16 protein-coding genes are annotated in these 19236 nt (G+C 65.9%); 10 read left to right on the forward strand and 6 right to left on the reverse strand.

The window, feature by feature from the left end; translation table 11 throughout:
* Nucleotides 1-6: 6 nt before the first annotated feature.
* A complete protein-coding gene (locus tag AA0Z93_RS12460) occupies nt 7-732 on the reverse strand; it encodes an SIMPL domain-containing protein (protein WP_413048654.1) in 726 nt (241 codons plus the stop codon).
* A gap of 200 nt (nt 733-932) precedes the next feature.
* On the opposite strand from AA0Z93_RS12460, the gene AA0Z93_RS12465 reads away from it, so the two are divergent.
* From AA0Z93_RS12465 to AA0Z93_RS12480, 4 genes are all read left to right on the forward strand, one after another.
* Entirely contained in the window at nt 933-2192 is a 1260-nt protein-coding gene (locus AA0Z93_RS12465; protein WP_413048653.1) for an ATP-binding protein, read from the forward strand.
* Nucleotides 2189-2749 carry a response regulator transcription factor gene (locus tag AA0Z93_RS12470; protein WP_413048652.1) on the forward strand — a complete coding sequence of 187 codons (561 nt, stop codon included), beginning with the start codon at nt 2189-2191 and terminating at the stop codon, nt 2747-2749. The genes AA0Z93_RS12465 and AA0Z93_RS12470 overlap by 4 nt, the downstream gene beginning before the upstream one ends.
* Nucleotides 2750-2873: 124 nt before the next feature.
* Nucleotides 2874-3815: an AEC family transporter gene (locus tag AA0Z93_RS12475; RefSeq protein WP_413048651.1), complete on the forward strand. Its 942-nt coding sequence runs from the start codon at nt 2874-2876 to the stop codon at nt 3813-3815.
* A gap of 54 nt (nt 3816-3869) precedes the next feature.
* Entirely contained in the window at nt 3870-5231 is a 1362-nt protein-coding gene (locus AA0Z93_RS12480) for an amino acid permease (RefSeq protein ID WP_413048650.1), read from the forward strand.
* Nucleotides 5232-5249: 18 nt separating this feature from the next.
* Here AA0Z93_RS12480 and AA0Z93_RS12485 read toward each other — a convergent pair whose 3' ends face one another.
* The 5 genes from AA0Z93_RS12485 to gatC form a co-directional block, all read right to left on the reverse strand.
* The gene (locus tag AA0Z93_RS12485; RefSeq protein ID WP_413049016.1) at nt 5250-6275 is read right to left on the reverse strand and encodes a calcium/sodium antiporter; all 1026 of its coding nucleotides are present in this window, start codon (nt 6273-6275) and stop codon (nt 5250-5252) included.
* A 77-nt stretch (nt 6276-6352) separates the two neighbouring features.
* Complete coding sequence (locus tag AA0Z93_RS12490; protein WP_413048649.1) at nt 6353-6724, reverse strand: septal ring lytic transglycosylase RlpA family protein; 372 nt, start codon at nt 6722-6724, stop codon at nt 6353-6355.
* A 97-nt stretch (nt 6725-6821) separates the two neighbouring features.
* Nucleotides 6822-8267, reverse strand: a complete 1446-nt coding sequence (gene gatB, locus AA0Z93_RS12495) for an Asp-tRNA(Asn)/Glu-tRNA(Gln) amidotransferase subunit GatB (protein ID WP_413048648.1) — start codon at nt 8265-8267, stop codon at nt 6822-6824.
* 11 nt (nt 8268-8278) lie between these two features.
* Nucleotides 8279-9730: an Asp-tRNA(Asn)/Glu-tRNA(Gln) amidotransferase subunit GatA gene (gatA, locus tag AA0Z93_RS12500; protein WP_413048647.1), complete on the reverse strand. Its 1452-nt coding sequence runs from the start codon at nt 9728-9730 to the stop codon at nt 8279-8281.
* Nucleotides 9731-9745: 15 nt separating this feature from the next.
* On the reverse strand, nt 9746-10033 hold the full coding sequence (gene gatC, locus AA0Z93_RS12505) for an Asp-tRNA(Asn)/Glu-tRNA(Gln) amidotransferase subunit GatC (RefSeq protein WP_413048646.1): 288 nt from the start codon (nt 10031-10033) through the stop codon (nt 9746-9748).
* Between the two features lie 205 nt (nt 10034-10238).
* On the opposite strand from gatC, the gene mreB reads away from it, so the two are divergent.
* From mreB to AA0Z93_RS12535, 6 genes are all read left to right on the forward strand, one after another.
* On the forward strand, nt 10239-11276 hold the full coding sequence (mreB, locus tag AA0Z93_RS12510) for a rod shape-determining protein MreB (protein WP_296263119.1): 1038 nt from the start codon (nt 10239-10241) through the stop codon (nt 11274-11276).
* Between the two features lie 206 nt (nt 11277-11482).
* Nucleotides 11483-12580, forward strand: coding sequence for a rod shape-determining protein MreC (gene mreC / locus AA0Z93_RS12515; RefSeq protein ID WP_413048645.1), 1098 nt, complete (start codon nt 11483-11485; stop codon nt 12578-12580).
* On the forward strand, nt 12580-13068 hold the full coding sequence (mreD, locus tag AA0Z93_RS12520) for a rod shape-determining protein MreD (protein WP_413048644.1): 489 nt from the start codon (nt 12580-12582) through the stop codon (nt 13066-13068). Before mreC ends, mreD begins: the two co-directional genes overlap by 1 nt.
* A gap of 151 nt (nt 13069-13219) precedes the next feature.
* Nucleotides 13220-13822, forward strand: a complete 603-nt coding sequence (locus AA0Z93_RS12525) for a Maf family protein (protein WP_413048643.1) — start codon at nt 13220-13222, stop codon at nt 13820-13822.
* A gap of 54 nt (nt 13823-13876) precedes the next feature.
* Nucleotides 13877-15334 (forward strand): ribonuclease G, encoded by a 1458-nt coding sequence (gene rng / locus AA0Z93_RS12530; protein WP_413048642.1) that lies wholly within the window; start codon nt 13877-13879, stop codon nt 15332-15334.
* A 70-nt stretch (nt 15335-15404) separates the two neighbouring features.
* Entirely contained in the window at nt 15405-19229 is a 3825-nt protein-coding gene (locus AA0Z93_RS12535) for a YhdP family protein (protein ID WP_413048641.1), read from the forward strand.
* Nucleotides 19230-19236 lie beyond the last annotated feature (7 nt).

A 19236-nucleotide genomic window follows, 5' to 3' on the forward strand; every position in this document is an offset into this window, starting at 1 on the left:
TTCCCATCACTGCCCTTGCGGCATCTGAATCTCGATCATGCCGTCGGCGTTCATGCTCACCTCGCTGGTGCCCGCCTCGACGTCCGGCGGCGGCGCCGCTTCGTCGGTGCTCATGGCCTTCATCGCCATCGGCGCGCTGCGCAGGTAAGGCTGCGGATAACCACTGCTGTTGAGGGTGAGGTTGACCACTTTGTAACCCGAGCCGCCCAGGGCTTCGGTGGCCAGTTGCGCGCGGGCCTTGAAGGCATCGACCGCTTCCTTAAGCAGGGCGTCTTCGCTGGTCTTGCGCGTGGCCGGGGCGATGGAGAAGTCCATGCCGCCCATCTTCAGGTCTTGCAGCAGTTCGCCGGTGAGCTTGGACAGCGCTGGGAAGTCGGCGCTTTCCAGGCGCAGTTCGGCGCGTTCGCGCCAGCCGTTGATCTTCTGGCCCTTGTTGTCGTAGACCGGGTAGCTGTTGCGGCTGCCCTGGCTGATCTTCACGTCCTTGACGTTGCGCGCCTGCTGCACGGCCTTGTTCATGACATCGGTGATCTGCTTGGCGAGCTTGCCGGGGTCGTTGTCCTGGGCTTCGGTGTAGAGGGTGACGACCATCAGGTCGCGGGCCACTTCCTTGCTCACTTCGGCGCGCAGCGACACTTGGTTGTAGCGCGGCTCGTCGGCAGCCAGCGCCGGCAGGCTGGCGAGCAGGCCGGAGGCGATGAGCACGGCGGCACTGCGGCGGGGAATGGTCATATGAAGCTCCTTGGCGGTGAGGGCATCGAGGGGCGGGTACTGTTTTCCCGCATGGCCATCAGACCGGGGCCGGGGAATGCGGTTCAAAGGCACCTCCTTGGCCTTGTATCAAAGTGTGGCGCTTTGCCGCATCGCTTTGGCGAAGAGGGTCGCTTGGGTATACTTCGCAGGTTTTTTCGCTGTCACCATCAGGAGAGCGCATGCTCGCCGCCCCACCTCCGTTGTCCGCCACCCGCTTGAACCTTTGGCGCCTGACCGTCATCCGCGTGCTGGTGCTCGCCGCCCAGGCCGGCTCGGTGGGCGTCGCCTACTGGACCGAACTGCTGCCCCTGCCTTGGTTGTCGCTGGCCCTGACCCTCGCGCTGTCGTCGCTCCTCTGCGCCTTCACCGCCTTGCGCCTGCGCCTGTCGCTGCCGGTCACCGAACTCGAATACGCCCTGCAGCTGGCCTGCGACCTGCTGATCCACAGCGCGCTGCTGTACTACTCCGGCGGGTCGACCAACCCCTTCGTGTCGTACTACCTGGTGCCGCTGGCCATCGCCGCGGTGACCTTGCCGTGGATCTACTCGCTGGTGCTTTCGGGCATCGCCCTGGCGGCCTACAGCCTGCTGCTGGTGCAGTTCTACCCGCTGGAAAGCATGCCCATGGCGCGCGACACCATGCAGGTCTACGGCATGTGGCTGAGCATCGCCCTGGCGGCAGCGGTGATCACCTTCTTCGCCGCGCGCATGGCCGAGGAGCTGCGCAACGCCGAGCAGCTGCGCGCCGAACGTCGCGAAGACAGCCTGCGCGACGAACAGCTGTTGGCCGTCGCCACCCAGGCCGCCGGTGCCGCCCATGAACTGGGCACACCCTTGGCGACCATGAGCGTGCTGCTCAACGAGATGCGCCAGGACCACACCGACCCGCAATTGCAGGAAGATCTGATCGTGCTGCAGGACCAGGTACAGTCGTGCAAGCACAGCCTGCAGCAACTGGTACGCGCCGCCGAGGCCAACCGGCGCATGGCCATCGTCGAACAGGACGTCACGGCCTGGCTGGACGAGGCGCTGAACCGCTGGCACCTGATGCGCCCGGAAACCAGCTACCGTTTCCAGCGTCTGCACGACGGCGAAGTGCCCCGGCTGTCGCCACCGCCCGACCTCACCCAGGCCTTGCTGAACCTGCTGAACAACGCCGCCGATGCCTGCCCGGACAACCTCGAAGTGCAGCTGGACTGGAACGAGCAGGACATTCTGATCAGCATCCGCGATCATGGCTCAGGCGTGCCACCGGCCATCGCCGAAGCCATCGGCAAGCCTTTCATCACCACCAAGGGCAAGGGCTTCGGCCTCGGCCTGTTCCTGAGCAAGGCCAGCGTGACCCGTGCCGGCGGCTCGGTGAAACTCTACAGCCATGACCAGGGCGGCACCCTGACCGAATTGCGCCTGCCCTACGGCGCGCCAGGAGAACAACGATGAGCGAAGAAATCCAGGTCGAAGGCGAAGAACTGCCCCACCTGCTGCTGGTGGACGACGATGCCACCTTCACCCGCGTGATGGCCCGCGCCATGAGCCGCCGCGGCTTCCGCGTCAGCACCGCGGCGTCGGCCGAAGAAGGCTACGAGTTGGCCAAGCGCGACCTGCCCGACTACGCCACCCTCGACCTGAAGATGGAAGGCGACTCGGGCCTGGTACTGCTGCCCAAGCTGCTGGAGCTGGACCCGGAAATGCGCGTGGTGCTGCTGACCGGCTACTCCAGCATCGCCACCGCCGTGGAAGCGATCAAGCGCGGCGCCTGCAACTACCTGTGCAAGCCGGCCGACGCCGACGACGTGCTGGCGGCGCTGCTGTCCGAGCATGCCAACCTCGACACACTGGTGCCGGACAATCCGATGTCGGTCGACCGCTTGCAGTGGGAGCACATCCAGCGTGTATTGGCCGAACACGAGGGCAACATTTCCGCCACGGCCCGTGCCCTTGGCATGCACCGCCGCACCTTGCAGCGCAAGTTGCAGAAGCGCCCCGTGCGGCGTTGAGCACTGGACGCTTTTTGAAGGCAGTTTCGTAGGAAACTGCCTTTTCTTAGGGGTAAAAAACCTCAATCCCTGAGCACTGGCGTATCATCGACGCCCTGACCGCACCGCCCAGGACGCCCCGTACATGCTTGCCCTGCTGATCCAGACCCTGAACATCACGGCACCTGTGTTCGCCATGCTGTTCCTCGGTGTGCTGCTCAAACGCATCCACGTCATCGACGACAACTTCAACCAGGTGGCCTCCAGCCTGGTATTCAACGTCTGCATGCCGGCGTTGCTGTTCCTCGGTATCTACCACGCCGACCTGTCGTCGGCCTTTCGGCCCGGTCTGATCGGCTTCTTCGTCGTGGCCACGGTGCTGGGCTTCGCCTTGTGCTGGGGCATGGCGATCTGGCGCTGCCCGCCGCACGAGCGCGGTGTCTACACCCAGGGCGCGTTTCGCGGCAACAACGGCGTCATCGGTCTGGCCCTGGCGGCCAGCCTGTACGGCGATGTCGGGGTATCGCTGGGCGCGATATTGGCCGGGGTGGTGATCCTGTTCTACAACAGCCTGTCGGCGGTGGTGCTGGCCGTATACAGCCCCAGCCTCAAATCCGACCCCTGGAGCCTGTGCAAGGGCCTGGCGCGCAACCCGCTGATCCTCAGCGTGGTCATCGCCACACCCATGGCCTATGCCCAAGTGCCGCTGCCCAACTGGCTGCTGACCTCCGGCGATTACCTGGCGCAGATGAGCCTGCCCCTGGCGCTGATCTGTATCGGCGGCACCCTGTCGCTGGCGGCGCTGCGCGACAGCGGCCGGCTGGCCATGCACGCCAGCCTGATGAAGATGGTCTGGCTGCCGCTGCTCGGCACCCTGGGCGCCTGGTTGTGCGGTTTCCGCGGCGCCGAACTGGGCATCCTCTTCCTCTATGTGGCCAGCCCTACGGCGGCGGCCAGCTACGTCATGGCCCGCGCGGCCAACGGCAACCACGAGCTGGCGGCCTCGATCATCGTCATCACCACACTGATGGCGGCGATCACCACCAACATCGGCATTTTCGTCTTGCAGTGGGGCGGATGGATCTAGATGCTCCCTGCCGTCTACCTCCCCGCCACTGCCTTCTGAGCCAAAGGACACCTCATGCACGAGCAGAACACGCCCGATCCGCTGCAGCGCGGGTTGAAGAACCGCCATATCCAGCTGATCGCCCTGGGCGGGGCGATCGGCACCGGCCTGTTCCTGGGCATCGCCCAGACCATCCAGCTGGCCGGCCCGTCGGTGCTGCTGGGCTATGCCATCGCCGGCCTGATGGCGTTCCTGATCATGCGCCAACTGGGCGAGATGGTGGTGGAGGAACCGGTCGCCGGTAGCTTCAGCCATTTCGCGCACCGCTACTGGAGCGAATTCGCAGGCTTCGTCTCGGGCTGGAACTACTGGGTGGTGTACGTGCTGGTAGGCATGGCCGAACTGACCGCCGTGGGCATCTACGTCAAATACTGGTGGCCGGACTTCCCCGCCTGGGCCACGGCGGCGATCTTCTTCGTGCTGATCAACGCCATCAACCTGACCCAGGTGAAGGTCTATGGCGAGATGGAGTTCTGGTTCTCGCTGGTGAAGGTGGCGGCCATCGTCAGCATGATCGCGTTCGGTGCGTGGCTGCTGGGCACAGGTAACGGCGGCCCGGACGCCAGCGTGGCCAACCTCTGGCAGCACGGCGGGTTCTTCCCCAATGGCGTGACCGGGCTGGTCATGGCCCTGGCGGTGATCATGTTCTCCTTCGGCGGCCTGGAACTGGTGGGCATCACCGCCGCCGAGGCCGACAACCCACGGGTGAGCATCCCCAAGGCCACCAACCAGGTGGTGTACCGCATCCTGATCTTCTACATCGGCGCCCTGGCCGTGTTGCTGGCGCTGTACCCGTGGCAGAAAGTGGTGCAGGGCGGCAGCCCGTTCGTGATGATCTTCCACGAGCTGGACAGCGACCTGGTGGCCACCGTGCTCAACGTGGTGGTGCTGACGGCAGCGCTGTCGGTGTACAACAGTTGCGTCTACGCCAACAGCCGCATGCTGTTCGGCCTGGCCAGCCAGGGCGATGCCCCACGGCCGTTGCTCAAGCTCAACAAGCGTGGCGTGCCGCTGGTGGCCCTGGGCATGTCGGCGCTGGCGACCGGCTTGTGCGTGGTGATCAACTACCTCATGCCCGGTGAGGCATTCGGCCTGCTCATGGCCCTGGCGGTGTCGGCGCTGGTGATCAACTGGGCGAGCATCAGCATCACCCACCTGAAGTTCCGCAAGGCCAAGCTGGCCCAGGGGCAGACACCGTTCTACCGCAGCCTCGGACACCCATTCACCAACTACCTGTGCCTGGCCTTCATCGTGGTGATTCTGGTGGTGATGTACCTGACGCCGCCGATCCGCATTTCGGTGCTGCTGATTCCGGCCTGGATCGCGCTGCTGTGGGTGGCTTTCAAGCTGAAGAAGCTGCGCCAGAGCAAGGCCTGACGCCAGCGCCGGGCTGGCTCAGTGCTGGCGGCGCCAGGCGCGCAGGCTGGTGTAGAGCAGGACTGCGCCCAGTATGGGCAGCACGTAGAAGAACATCAGGTGCTCCAGGCGCCCGGCCAGCGGCATACCCACGGTGAAGGTCACCACGTGCAGGCCGTAGACCAGATACAGGCCCAACAGCAGCAGGCCTTCGGCGCGGGTGATGCGGTAACCCGAATAGAACACCGGCAGGCTCAGCGCGGCCACGCCGAGCATCACCGGCAGGTCGAAGGCCAAGGCGTTGGGCGAGATCGACAGCGGGTCTGGCGTGACCAGTGCGGTCAGCCCCAGCACCCCCAGCAGGTTGAACAGATTGCTGCCGATCACCGTACCCACGGCCACTTCCCGCTCGCCGCGCACCGCAGCGACCAGTGCCGCCGCCAGCTCCGGCAAGGAGGTGCAGACGGCGACCACGGTCAGGCCGATCACCCGTTCCGAGAGGCCCAGGTCGGTCGCCAGTTCGACCGCCGCTTCCAGTACCAGATATCCCGCCAGGCTGAGCAGCAGCAGGCCGCCGGCCACTTGCAGCGAGGTCACGCTCCAGAAACGCGCGCGCCCCACATGCTGGGTGCAGGGCGCGGCATAGGCGCGGGCGTAGTGGCGCGACTGGCGCCACAGCACCAGCAGATAGCCGACCAGCCCGAGCAGCAGCAGGCTACCTTCGATGCGGCCCAGATATCCGTTGGCCGCCAATAGGTAGGTCAGAGCGCTGGCGCCGATCATCAACGGCAGATCGACCCGCACCAGTTGCCGCGAGACGCGCAGCGGGACGATCAACGCCGTGAAGCCGAGGATCACCAGGATGTTGAAGATGTTGCTGCCGATCACGCTGCCCACCGCCACGTCGGGCGCACCCTGGTAGGCGGCTTGCAGGCTGACCGTCAGTTGCGGGGCGGTGCTGCCGAAGGCGACCAGGCTCAGGCCGATGATCAACGGGCGCACGTGCAGGCGCGTGGCCAGGCGCAGGGCGGCGCGCACCAGCAGTTCGGCGCCCAGCACCAGCAGGACCAGGCCTGCGCACAGTTGCAGCAGGCTGAACGGGGGGAGGGTGGCGAGCAGGGAAATGGTCAAGGCTCCACGGGTTAACGGCCCAACCCTTGTACCCGCACGCGCGCGGTTCCGCTACGCAGCATGCCGATTTTTTCCGCCGCGCCACGCGACAGGTCGATCAGCCGGCCACGGCGGTGTGGGCCACGGTCGTTGATGCGCACCACCACGCTGCGCTGGTTGGCCAGGTTGGTCACGCGCATGCGGCTGCCGAACGGCAACTCGCGGTGGGCGGCGGTCAGGGCGTATGGGTTGAAGGGTTCGCCACTGGCGGTGCGCTTGCCTTGATGGCGCGCGCCGTAATAGGAGGCCATGCCGGTGTCGTCGTAGCTACGGGGGTCGACGTTGTGGCTGGCGCAGCCGCCCAGCAGGACGATGAGCGGCAGAAGAAGTCGTGGGGTATGCATCGGAGAGAGGCTCCTTGGCGGACGTGGGCTGAACGCCGGGCATCTGCCTGAAGCACATGCACGGCGATCGCCCGCGTGGGCGGCGGGGCAGCAGCGATCAGCCTTCGAGCTTGGCCTTGAGCAACTGGTTGACCTGGGCCGGGTTGGCCTTGCCCTTGGACGCCTTCATCGCCTGGCCGACGAAGAAGCCGAACATCTTGCCGCGCTTGGCCTCGTCGGCGGCGCGGTACTGTTCGACCTGTTCGGCGTTGGCCGCCAGCATGTCGTCGAGCATGCTTTCGATGGCGCCGCTGTCGGTGACCTGCTTGAGGCCTTTGCTGTCGATGATGGCATCGGCATCGCCTTCACCGGCGGCCATGGCCTCGAACACGGTCTTGGCGATCTTGCCGCTGATGGTGTTGTCGCGGATGCGCAGCAGCATGCCGCCGAGCTGCTCGGCGCTGACCGGCGATTCGTCGATGTCCAGGCCCAGCTTGTTGAGCAGGCTGCCCAACTCGACCATCACCCAGTTGGCCGCGAGCTTGGCGTCGCCGCCGACCTTGGCCACCTGTTCGAAGTAATCGGCCTGCTCGCGGCTGGCCGCCAGCACGTTGGCATCGTAGGCCGACAAGCCGTACTGGGCCTGGAAGCGCTCGACCTTCTGCGTCGGCAGTTCGGGCAGGGACACGCGGATGCTGTCGAGCAGTGCCGGCTCGATGACCACCGGCAGCAGGTCTGGGTCGGGGAAGTAACGGTAGTCGTTGGCTTCCTCCTTGCTGCGCATGGAGCGGGTCTCGTCCTTGTTCGGGTCGTACAGGCGCGTTTCCTGGACGACCTTGCCGCCGTCTTCGATCAGCTCGATCTGGCGCTGGATTTCGCTGTTGATGGCGCGCTCGATGAAGCGGAACGAGTTGACGTTCTTGATCTCGCAGCGGGTGCCGAACTCGGCCTGGCCCTTGGGCCGGATCGACACGTTGCAGTCGCAGCGCAGCGAGCCTTCGGCCATGTTGCCGTCGCAGATGCCCAGGTAGCGCACCAGGGCGTGGATGGCCTTGACGTAGGCCACGGCTTCCTTGGCGCTGCGCATGTCCGGTTCGGAGACGATCTCCAGCAGCGGTGTGCCGGCACGGTTCAGGTCGATGCCGCTGGCACCGTTGAAGTCTTCGTGCAGGCTCTTGCCGGCATCTTCCTCCAGGTGCGCGCGCGTCACGCCGATGCGCTTGACGGTGCCGTCTTCCAGGGCGATGTCCAGATGGCCCTTGCCGACGATGGGCAGGTCCATCTGGCTGATCTGGTAGCCCTTGGGCAGGTCGGGGTAGAAGTAGTTCTTGCGCGCGAACACGTTGCGCGGCCCGATCTCGGCGTCGATCGCCAGGCCGAACATGCACGCCATGCGCACGGCTTCTTCGTTGAGCACCGGCAGCACGCCCGGCATGCCCAGATCGACCAGGCTGGCCTGGGTGTTAGGCTCGGAGCCGAAGGTGGTGGCGCTGCCGGAGAAAATCTTCGACTGGGTCGCGAGCTGGGTATGAATCTCCAGCCCGATCACAACTTCCCATTGCATGTATGAATTCCTCAGAAGCCGTTGGGGGCACGGGTGTGCCAGTCGGTGACCTGCTGGTAGCGATGCGCGACGTTGAGCAGGCGGCCTTCCTGGAAGTACGGGGCCAGCAGCTGCACGCCGACCGGCAGGCCGTCGACGAAACCGGCGGGCATGGACAGGCCCGGCAGGCCGGCCAGGTTGGCCGTGATGGTGTAGACGTCTTCCAGGTACGCGGCGATCGGGTCGTTGCCCTTGGCGCCGAGTTTCCAGGCCAAGTTCGGCGTGGTCGGGCCGAGGATCAGGTCGACGCCCTCGAAGGCGGCCATGAAATCGTTCTTGATCAGGCGGCGGATCTTCTGCGCCTTGAGGTAGTAGGCGTCGTAGTAGCCGGCCGACAGCGCGTAGGCGCCGACCATGATGCGCCGCTGCACTTCGGGGCCGAAGCCTTCGCCGCGCGAGCGTTTGTACAGGTCGGTCAGGTCCTTGGGGTTGTCGCAGCGGTGGCCGAAGCGTACGCCGTCGAAACGCGACAGGTTCGAGGAGGCCTCGGCCGGGGCGATCACGTAGTACGCAGCGATGGCGTGCTGCACGTTGGGCAGGCTGATGTCCTTGACCACCGCGCCGAGCTTCTTCAGCTCATCGACGGTGGCCTGGACCTGCTCGGCGATGCGCGGGTCGAGGCCGGCACCGAAGTATTCCTTCGGCAGGCCGATGCGCAGGCCGTCGAGCGGATGGTTCAGGCTGGCGCTGTAGTCGGGCACCGGCTCGTCGATGGAGGTGGAATCCTTGGCGTCGAAGCCGGCCATGCCTTGCAGCAGCAGGGCGCAGTCTTCGGCGCTGCGCGCCATGGGGCCGCCCTGGTCGAGGCTGGAGGCGTAGGCGATCATGCCCCAGCGCGAGACGCGGCCGTAGGTGGGCTTGAGGCCGGTCAGGCTGGTCAGCGCGGCGGGCTGGCGGATCGAGCCGCCGGTGTCGGTACCGGTAGCCACCGGCACCAGGCGCGCGGCCACGGCTGCGGCCGAACCGCCGGAGGAACCGCCGGGCACGTGTTCGAGGCTCCAGGGGTTCTTCACGGCGCCGTAGTGGCTCGACTCGTTGGCCGAGCCCATGGCGAACTCGTCCATGTTGGTCTTGCCCAGGGTGACCATGCCGGCCTCGGCCAGTTTGGCGACCACGGTGGCGTCGTAGGGCGCGGTGAAGTTGTCGAGCATCTTCGAGGCGCAGCTGGTGCGCACGCCCTGGGTGCAGAACAGGTCTTTGTGGGCGATCGGCGCACCCAGCAGCGCGCCGTTTTCACCGGCGGCGCGGCGCGCATCGGCGGCGCGCGCCTGCTGCAGGGCCAGCTCGTCGGTGACGGTGATGAAGCTGTTGAGCTGCGGATCGAGCGACCGGATGCGCTGCAGCAGCGCTGCGGTCAGCTCTTCGGAGGAAAACGACTTGTCGGCGAGTCCGCGGGCGATCTCGGCCAGGGTCAAATGGTGCATGGCAGGCTCTATCCCTTACTCGATGACTTTCGGAACCAGGTACAGACCGTTTTCGGTCGCCGGCGCGACGGCCTGGTAACGGTCGCGCTGGTTGTGTTCGGTGACCTGGTCGGGACGCAGGCGCTGGCTGGCCTCCAGGGGGTGGGCGAGGGGCTCGATGCCGTCGGTGTCGACCGACTGCATCTGATCGACGAGCCCGAGGATGCTGTTCAGGGCGTCGGTGGTGCGTGGCAGCTCGGCTTCATCGAGGCCCAGGCGGGCCAGGTGAGCGATCTTTTCCACGTCGCAGCGTTCAAGCGCCATGGGGTTCTCCAAGACTAGGAAACAAAAAGGAACAATTGCCCGACAGGGAACATGACGGGCTTTTGATGGTCGAAGGGCCGCGATCTTCTGCTGGCGTGCTCGGAAAAACTGCCAATTTAACATATTGGCTCCTTGCCCAAAATCCCCGCCATTGTTAGAGTTTGCCGCTCTTTTTTACCCACGCTTTCCCCAGGGTCACTTTCCCATGTTCAAGAAACTGCGTGGCATGTTTTCCAGCGATCTCTCGATCGACCTGGGCACGGCCAACACTCTAATCTACGTGCGTGAGCGCGGTATCGTACTGAATGAACCCTCGGTTGTTGCCATCCGTACCCATGGCAACCAGAAAAGCGTCGTCGCGGTCGGTACCGAAGCCAAGCGCATGCTCGGCCGTACACCTGGCAACATCGCCGCCATCCGCCCCATGAAAGACGGTGTCATCGCCGATTTCAGCGTGTGCGAAAAGATGCTGCAGTACTTCATCAACAAAGTGCACGAAAACAGTTTTCTGCAGCCCAGCCCTCGCGTGCTGATCTGCGTGCCGTGCAAGTCCACCCAGGTTGAGCGCCGCGCCATTCGCGAGTCGGCCCTGGGTGCCGGCGCACGCGAAGTGTTTCTGATCGAAGAGCCGATGGCCGCAGCCATCGGTGCCGGCCTGCCGGTCGAAGAAGCCCGTGGTTCGATGGTTGTCGACATCGGCGGCGGCACCACCGAGATCGCCCTGATCTCGCTCAACGGCGTGGTCTATGCCGAATCCGTACGCGTCGGCGGCGACCGCTTCGACGAAGCCATCGTCACCTACGTACGTCGCAACTACGGCAGCCTGATCGGCGAATCCACCGCCGAGCGCATCAAACAGGAAATCGGCACCGCCTACCCCGGTGGCGAAACCCGCGAAGTCGATGTGCGTGGCCGCAACCTGGCCGAAGGCGTTCCGCGTGCCTTCACCCTCAACTCCAACGAAGTGCTCGAGGCGCTGCAGGAATCCCTGGCGACCATCGTTCAGGCGGTCAAGAGCGCCCTGGAGCAGTCGCCGCCGGAGCTGGCTTCCGACATCGCCGAGCGCGGCCTGGTGTTGACCGGTGGCGGCGCGCTGCTGCGCGACCTGGACAAGCTGCTGGCCCAGGAAACCGGCCTGCCGGTGATCGTCGCCGAAGACCCGCTGACCTGCGTAGCGCGTGGCGGTGGCCGTGCGCTGGAAATGATGGACAAACACGCGATGGACCTGCTCTCGAGCGAGTGATCCGCGTAGGCATACGCGTGCCGAAGCCTCTCTCCGTGCTTTACAGGTAGCACCCACAGTGCTACCTGTGTGCGTCGTCTGACGCCGCTCGCCGCGTCGTTTCCGTCAACCTGCAACCAGGCTGGTGCGTTGTTCCATGTCCAATGACCTCCTGAGTCGTCCAAGAGGAACGGCCCATTAAACCGCTTTTCTCCAAAGGCCCCTCGTTGGGTATCCACCTCTTGGTTCTGGTCGTGCTGTCGGTCGCGCTGATGGTGGTCGACGCGCGTTTCGCCGTGCTCAAACCGGTGCGCAGCCAGATGGGCCTGGTGTTGATGGAGTCGTATTGGGTCACCGACCTGCCACAGCGCATCTGGCAGGGCGTGGCCGGGCAGTTCGGCAGCCGTACCGAACTGATCGCGGAAAACGAAAAGCTCAAGACCGAAGCCTTGCTGCTCCAGGGGCGATTGCAGAAGCTCGCGGCCCTGACCGAGCAGAACGTGCGCCTGCGCGAGCTGCTCAATTCTTCGGCACTGGTCAACGAGAAGGTCGAAGTGGCCGAGCTGATCGGCGTGGACCCCAACCCCTTCACTCACCGCATCCTGATCAACAAGGGCGAGCGCGACGGCGTGTTTCTCGGCCAGCCGGTGCTCGACGCCCGCGGCCTGATGGGCCAGGTGGTGGAGTTGATGCCCTACACCGCGCGGGTGCTGCTGCTGACCGACTCCACCCATAGCATCCCGGTACAGATCAACCGCAACGGCCTGCGCGCCATCGCCAGCGGCACCGGCAACCCTGAGCGCCTGGAGTTGCGCCACGTCGCCGACACCGCCGACGTCAAGGAAGGCGATCTGCTGGTCAGCTCCGGCATGGGCGAGCGTTTCCCGGCCGGTTACCCGGTGGCCACGGTCAACGAGGTGATCCACGATTCCGGCCAGCCGTTCGCCATCGTCCGTGCCATACCCACGGCCTCGCTGAACCGCAGTCGCTACATGCTGTTGGTGTTCAGCGACAGCCGCACGCCGGAGCAACGTGCCACGGAAGCGGCCATGGCCCAGGAAGAGGCCGACCGCAAGAGCGCCGCTGGCGCGCAGTCGGCGCCCGCGGCAGGGCAGGGCGCCGCTGCGCCCGACACTTCGGCCAGCCCCGTCCAGGGTCAGGCAGCGCCAGGTAGCGCACCGGCGACCGGCACTTCGCCCGCCACCGCGCCTGCGCCGACGCCCGCCACCGCGCCTGCGCCGACGCCTGCCACCGCCACGCCTGCCACTGGCACCGCGACGCCTGCGCAACCGCCCGCGTCGGCAGCACAACCCCGGAGGCAATGATGGCTCGTCCGCGTAGCAACCACGGCTGGGTAATCTGGCTGACCTTCGCCGTCGGCCTGCTGCTCAGCGTGTCGCCGATGCCCAACTTCCTCGAAGTGTTCCGCCCCATGTGGCTGGCGATGCTGGTGTCGTTCTGGGCCCTGGCCTTGCCCAATCGGGTCGGCATGACCACCGCCTTCGTTCTGGGCCTGGCCGAGGACGTGCTCTACGGCACGCTGCTGGGCCAGAACGCACTGGTGCTCACGCTCATCACTTTCCTGGTATTGAGCCTGCAACAGCGCATGCGCAATTTCCCCATGTGGCAACAGAGCCTGGTGATCCTGGTGATCTTCGGCATCGCTCAACTGGTCCAGCTGTGGCTCAGCGCGTTGACCGGCAACCGCTTGCCGACCCTGGCACTGGTCTGGTCGGCGTTCATCAGCGCCTTGCTCTGGCCATGGCTGAGCTTCGCGCTGCGCGACGTGCGCCGCAGGCTGCGCATCAACTAGCGCTTGCCGCCAGGATCGGCTCGGTGCCGTGCAGGCCTGGCACGTGAACGGCGCGCCCAGGCCCATCGAGAGCAGGCTTTACCCCGGCAATGCCTGCCGCGGACCCTGTCGCAAGGCCCAGCGGCCCGACGCGACCTTCAAGGAGATGAACATGCCCCCGTTCTACCTGGCCTCAGGCTCACCGCGACGCCGCGAACTGCTGACCCAGGTGGGCGTGTCGTTCACCGTGCTCGGCGCGCCGGTCGACGAAACCCTGCTCCCCACCGAGACGGCCGAGCGTTACGTCGAGCGTCTGGCCCGGGCAAAAGCCCATGCCGGTTTCGCGCTGCTGCAAGCGCCCGGCGTGGTACTGGGCGCCGACACCGTGGTGGTGCTCGACGGCCAGGTGCTGGGCAAGCCGCGCGACGCGGCCCATGCCCAAGCACTGCTGCTCGGCCTGTCCGGGCGCGAGCATCAGGTGCTGACCGCCGTCGCCGTCACCGACGGTGCACGTACGCGCAGCCTGTGCGTCGCCAGCCAAGTCGGTTTCCGTACCATCTCCATCGATGAAGCGCAGCGCTACTGGGCCAGCGGCGAGCCGGCCGACAAAGCAGGTGGGTACGCCATCCAAGGGTTGGGCGCCGTGTTCGTCAGCCATTTGAGCGGCAGCTATTCGGCCGTGGTGGGGTTACCCTTGCAGGAAACCGCCGGATTGCTCGGCGAGTTCGGCATCGCCTGTTGGCAATCGGTGCCGCAGATCGTACATAGCCACTAGCCAGGCGCCCCTATCGCCCCCATCATTAGCCGTTACCTGCGACGAGAACCTGCCATGAGTGAAGAGATTCTGATCAACATCACGCCGATGGAGTCACGCGTGGCAGTGGTCGAAAACGGGGTGCTGCAAGAGGTGCACGTCGAGCGCACCCAGCGCCGCGGCATCGTCGGCAACATCTACAAAGGCAAGGTGGTGCGGGTACTGCCCGGCATGCAGGCGGCCTTCGTCGACATCGGCCTGGAGCGCGCGGCGTTCATTCACGCCTCGGAGATTTCCCTGCGCGAAGGCGCAGCGGTGGAGACCATCAGCGCCCTGGTGCACGAAGGCCAGGGCCTGGTGGTACAGGTGACCAAAGACCCGATCGGCTCCAAGGGCGCGCGGCTCACCACGCAACTGTCGATTCCGTCGCGCTACCTGGTGTACATGCCGCGCAGCAGCCATGTCGGCATTTCCCTGAAGATCGAAGACGAAGCCGAGCGCGAGCGCCTCAAGCAGGTGGTCAGCGACTGCATGGCCAAGGAAGAGATGAAGGACGCCGGTGGCTTCATTCTGCGCACCGCCGCCGAAGGTGCGCGCGCCGACGACATCCTGCAGGATATCCGCTACCTGCGCCGTCTATGGGAACAGATCGCCAGCCAGATCAAGACCTGCGGCGCGCCGACGGTGATCTACCAGGACCTGGACCTGGCCCTGCGCACCCTGCGCGACCTGGTCAACGCCAAGATCGAGAAAGTGCGCATCGACTCGCGGGAAACCTTCCAGCGCGCTACGCAGTTCGTCGGCGAGCTGATGCCGGAGCTGTCCAACCGTCTGGAGCACTACCCCGGCGAGCGGCCGATCTTCGACCTGTACGGCGTCGAAGACGAAATCCAGCGTGCGCTGGAGCGCAAGGTGCCGCTCAAGTCGGGCGGCTACCTGGTGGTCGATCCGGCCGAGGCCATGACCACCATCGACGTCAACACCGGGGCTTTCGTCGGCCACCGCAACCTCGAAGAAACCATCTTCAAGACCAACCTCGAAGCCGCCACCGCCATCGCCCGGCAACTGCGGCTGCGCAACCTGGGCGGCATCATCATCATCGACTTCATCGACATGGAAGACGAAGAGCACCAGCGCCAGGTGTCGCGCACCCTGGAAAAGCAGCTCGAACGCGACCATGCCAAGACCAACATCATCGGCATCACCGAATTGGGCTTGGTGCAGATGACCCGCAAGCGCACCCGCGAAAGCCTCGACCAGGTGCTGTGCGAGCCGTGCAATGCATGCCATGGGCGCGGGCGCATGAAGACCCCGGAAACCATTTGCTACGAAATCTTTCGGGAAATTCTGCGCGTGGCGCGTGCCTATCAGGCCGAAGGCTACCGGGTGCTGGCCAACCAGAAGGTGGTCGACCGGCTGCTCGACGAGGAGTCGGGCAACGTGGCCGAACTGGAGGCGTTCATCGGTCGAACCATCCGCTTCCAGGTCGAGTCCATGTATTCGCAAGAGCAGTACGACGTGGTGCTGCTCTGAGCGGGGTTGATGGCGCAGGCAGGGCCTGCGCGTTACCCGTGGCCATTATCGAAATACGACTGCGAGGGCCATGGCCATGGGACGTATGACGCGCGTTCCGAGCGCCTTGACCCGTTGGGGCCTGGGCGCCTGCGCGCTGCTGGCGGTACTGCTGGCGCTGTATGCCAGCCTGGGCCGCGTGCTGGTGCCGCTGGTGGCCGAGTACCGCGCCGACATCGAACGCAAGGTCAGCGAGGCGATGGGTGTGCCGGTGCACATCGGCGCGCTCGAAGGCCGTTGGCTGCGCCTTGCGCCTGTGCTCGGCCTGCACGATGTGCAGATCGGCGAAGGGCAGTCCTCGCTGCGTCTGGACGACGTCAAAGTGGTGCCCGACCTGTGGGGTAGCCTCAAGGCGCGCGAGGTGCGCCTGGCCCACCTGCAGGTCAGCGGCGTGCAGCTCATCGTGCGTGAGAACCGGGAAGGCCAGTGGAGGCTCGAAGGCCTGCCGCAACGCGATGAGGAGCCTAGCGACCCCGAACGGATCCTCAAGCAACTGCGCCAACTGGGCCGGGTCGATCTGTTCGACAGCCAAGTGACCTTGCACCCCTGGCAGCGTGAGCCGCTGACGCTCACCTACGTCGAGCTCGGCCTGCGCGCCGGCAGCCGAAAGCAATCCCTCGAAGCGCGCGCTACGCTGCCCGACGGCCAGCCGCTGTCGGCCGTGCTGCACAGCCAGGCCCGCGCCGAGCAGTGGCGCGACGGCGCGGTGCAGGCCTATGTGAGCCTGCCACAGGCCGAGTGGGCGCAGTGGATACCGCCACGCCTGTTCGGCGCCTGGCAGGCCGATCGGTTGCAGGCGGGCGGTCAGGTGTGGATGGAGTGGGGCGAAGGCAAACTGCAGAAGGCTGTGGTCCAGGTGCAGGCGCCGCACCTGCGCGGTGCCCATCAGGGGCGCAGACCGATCAGTTTGAAAGAGGTGGCCCTATCGGCCTGGCTCGATCGCAATGCCCAGGGCCTGGCCGTGCAGGTCGACTCGTTGGCGGCGCGGATCGGCGAGACGCCGTGGCAGTCACGCCTGAAACTGCAACAGACCGACGGTCAGGCGTCCGCCCAGGACCTGTGGCAGGTCCAGGCCGACCGTATCGACCTGACCCCTCTGACCCCGGTGGTGCACGCGCTGGCGCCCCTGCCGGAGGCTGCGATGAAAGCCGTCGACGCCTTGCAGGTAACCGGCGCGCTGCGCAACCTGCGCCTCGATCTGCGCCCGCAGGCCGAGGGCGACCAGCGTGCGCAATTCGCTGCCAACCTGGAGCGGGTAGGCTTCGACGCCTACCACGGCGCGCCGGGCGCCGACAACGTCAGCGGCAGCATCCAGGGCGATCTGGGCCATGGCGAACTGCGTCTGGACAGCGAAGCGTTCATGCTGCACCTGTACCCGATCTTCGCCAAACCCTGGCACTACGAACAGGCCAACGCGCGGCTCACCTGGGCCCTGAACAAGCAGAGCTTCACCCTGGTGGCGCCGTACCTGAAAGTGAAGGGCAAGGAAGGCAACATCGCCGGCGACTTCCTCATCCGGTTGTTCCTCGAACCTGGGCACGAAGACTACATGGACCTGCGCGTGGGCCTGACCGACGGCGACGGGCGCTACACCGCCAAGTACCTGCCCGAAGTACTGGGCGACGACGTCGACAAGTGGCTGCGCAGCGCCATCCTGCAAGGCGATGTGGACGAAGGCTACTTCCAGTACCAGGGCTCACTGCGCAGCGACGCGCCAGCCCACTCGCGTACCCTCAGCCTGTTCTTCGCGGTACGCAACGCCGCGCTCGACTTCCAGCCAGGCTGGCCGCACCTGCAGCAGGTCGATGGCAAGGTCTATGTCGACGATGCCGGCGTGCGCGTGGTGGCCGACCGTGGCCGGATACTCGATACCGCGCTGAGCCAGGTCAAGGTCGAGATTCCCCATGCCAAGCCAGGCCAGCCCAGCCACTTGCAGGTGCGCGGCAAGGTCGACGGCAAGCTGGCCGATGGCCTGAAAATCCTTCAAGAAGCGCCGATCGGTACCGAAGACGTGTTCGCTGGCTGGGAAGGCCAAGGCCCGTTGAGCGGCGAGCTGAGCCTGGACATTCCGCTGGCCAAAGGCGCAATGCCCAAGGTGCTGGTGGATTTCGCCACGCAGGACGCGACCCTGAACATCGCTTCTCCGCAGTTGCAACTGAGCCAGGTCACGGGCGACTTCCAGTTCGACCTGGCCAAGGGCTTGAGCGGCCGCAACATCAGCTTGCGCGCTTTCGACCGGCCAGTGACCGCGCAGATCACTGCGCAAGGCCAGGGCGGGCAGATGCAGACCCGTATCGACGCAGGCGGGCAGATCGCGCTGAAGACGCTGACCGACTGGCTGCAATTCAAGCAGGCGCTGCCTCTGGACGGCGAGTTGCCGTACCGCTTGCAGGTCAACCTCGGCAGTCGGGAAAACCGTCTGCTGGTCGATTCCAACCTCAAAGGGCTGCGCATCGACCTGCCCGCGCCCTTCGGCAAGGCTGCCTCGACCGCACGCGACGGCCATTTCGACATGACCCTGGACGGCGCCGAACGGCGCATGAACGCCCGTTATGCCGATCTCGCGCAACTGGCCTACATCGCTCCGGCCGAGCGCCTGACCGAGGGCCGTGGCGAGCTGCTGCTGGGCAGCGGCGGTCAACCCACCCCGCCGGCCGGCCAGGGCTTGTGGGTGCGCGGCCGCTTGGAAAGCCTGGACCTGAGTGCCTGGCAACAGCAGGCCGGCCAACTCGCCGGCGACGATCCGGGCGGCAGTGCGCGCCAGGTGCTGCAAGGCGCGGATCTGAGCATCGGCCGCATCGACGCCTCGGGCATGACTCTGAATCAGGCCGTGGTCCGCCTGCGGCGCGGTGCCAGCGCCTGGGACCTGCGCCTGGACAGCCGCGAGGTGATCGGCGACGCCCACTTGGCCGATGCCAAGGCTGCGCCGTTGGTCATACGTCTGCAAACCCTGCGGCTACCTCCTGCGCGGCCCGAGCAGGCGCAGAGCGCGCCTTCGAGCGACCCACTGGCCAGCTACGACCCCCATAAAACCCCCGCCCTGGATCTGAGCATCGACAAGCTTTACCGTGGCGACGATCTCTACGGTCGTGTGGCGCTGAAACTGCGCCCGACCGGACGTGGCGTGTCGGTGGACGACATCGACGTCGACCTCAAAGGGCTACGAGCCAACGGCAGCGCCGCGTGGGAAGGTAGCAGCGGTCGCAGCGACAGTTGGTACAAGGGCCGAGTGTCGGGTCGCAACCTGGCCGAGGTGCTCGAGGCTTGGGGCTTCGCGCCTTCGGTCACCAGCCGCGATTTCCACCTGGACGTGGACGCACGCTGGCCGGGCTCGCCGGCCTGGGTCGGGCTGGACAAGGTCTCCGGCAGCCTGCAGGTATCGATGCGCGACGGTCAGTTCAAACAAGTGGACGGCGGCGCCCAGGCCCTGCGCGTGTTCGGCCTGCTCAATTTCGACGCCCTGGGCCGGCGCCTGCGCCTGGACTTTTCGGACCTGTTCGGCAAGGGCCTGGCCTACGACCGGGTCAAGGCGTTGCTCGCAGTCAGCCGTGGCCGTTACGTCACCCGCGAGCCGATCCGCATGACCGGTCCTTCCAGCGACATCGAGATCGACGGTACCGTGGACATGGTGCGCGAGCGGGTGGTGGCCAACGTGAAAGTGGCACTGCCGGTCACCAACAACTTGCCGCTGGCGGCTTTGCTGGTGGGCGCGCCGGTGGTCGGCGGGGCGTTGTTCATCGTCGACCGTCTGCTCGGTGACCGGGTGGCGCGCTTCGCCAGCGTCAATTATCGCGTCGTTGGGCCTTTGAAAGAGCCTGAGATCACCTTCGTGAAACCCTTCACCCGCGGTCGTTAGGAGAATG

This window comes from Pseudomonas phoenicis (assembly GCF_047302395.1).
GTDB lineage: Bacteria > Pseudomonadota > Gammaproteobacteria > Pseudomonadales > Pseudomonadaceae > Aquipseudomonas.

Bases quoted from the DNA above. Each gene is read 5' to 3' on its own strand.
- AA0Z93_RS12490 (WP_413048649.1), bottom strand. From the start codon at position 6,724: ATGCATACCCCACGACTTCTTCTGCCGCTCATCGTCCTGCTGGGCGGC.
- mreB (WP_296263119.1), top strand. From the start codon at position 10,239: ATGTTCAAGAAACTGCGTGGCATGTTTTCCAGCGATCTCTCGATCGAC.
- AA0Z93_RS12525 (WP_413048643.1), top strand. From the start codon at position 13,220: ATGCCCCCGTTCTACCTGGCCTCAGGCTCACCGCGACGCCGCGAACTG.
- AA0Z93_RS12460 (WP_413048654.1), bottom strand. From the start codon at position 732: ATGACCATTCCCCGCCGCAGTGCCGCCGTGCTCATCGCCTCCGGCCTG.
- AA0Z93_RS12480 (WP_413048650.1), top strand. From the start codon at position 3,870: ATGCACGAGCAGAACACGCCCGATCCGCTGCAGCGCGGGTTGAAGAAC.
- rng (WP_413048642.1), top strand. From the start codon at position 13,877: ATGAGTGAAGAGATTCTGATCAACATCACGCCGATGGAGTCACGCGTG.
- AA0Z93_RS12475 (WP_413048651.1), top strand. From the start codon at position 2,874: ATGCTTGCCCTGCTGATCCAGACCCTGAACATCACGGCACCTGTGTTC.
- AA0Z93_RS12535 (WP_413048641.1), top strand. From the start codon at position 15,405: ATGGCCATGGGACGTATGACGCGCGTTCCGAGCGCCTTGACCCGTTGG.
- gatC (WP_413048646.1), bottom strand. From the start codon at position 10,033: ATGGCGCTTGAACGCTGCGACGTGGAAAAGATCGCTCACCTGGCCCGC.
- AA0Z93_RS12470 (WP_413048652.1), top strand. From the start codon at position 2,189: ATGAGCGAAGAAATCCAGGTCGAAGGCGAAGAACTGCCCCACCTGCTG.
- mreD (WP_413048644.1), top strand. From the start codon at position 12,580: ATGGCTCGTCCGCGTAGCAACCACGGCTGGGTAATCTGGCTGACCTTC.
- gatB (WP_413048648.1), bottom strand. From the start codon at position 8,267: ATGCAATGGGAAGTTGTGATCGGGCTGGAGATTCATACCCAGCTCGCG.
- gatA (WP_413048647.1), bottom strand. From the start codon at position 9,730: ATGCACCATTTGACCCTGGCCGAGATCGCCCGCGGACTCGCCGACAAG.
- AA0Z93_RS12465 (WP_413048653.1), top strand. From the start codon at position 933: ATGCTCGCCGCCCCACCTCCGTTGTCCGCCACCCGCTTGAACCTTTGG.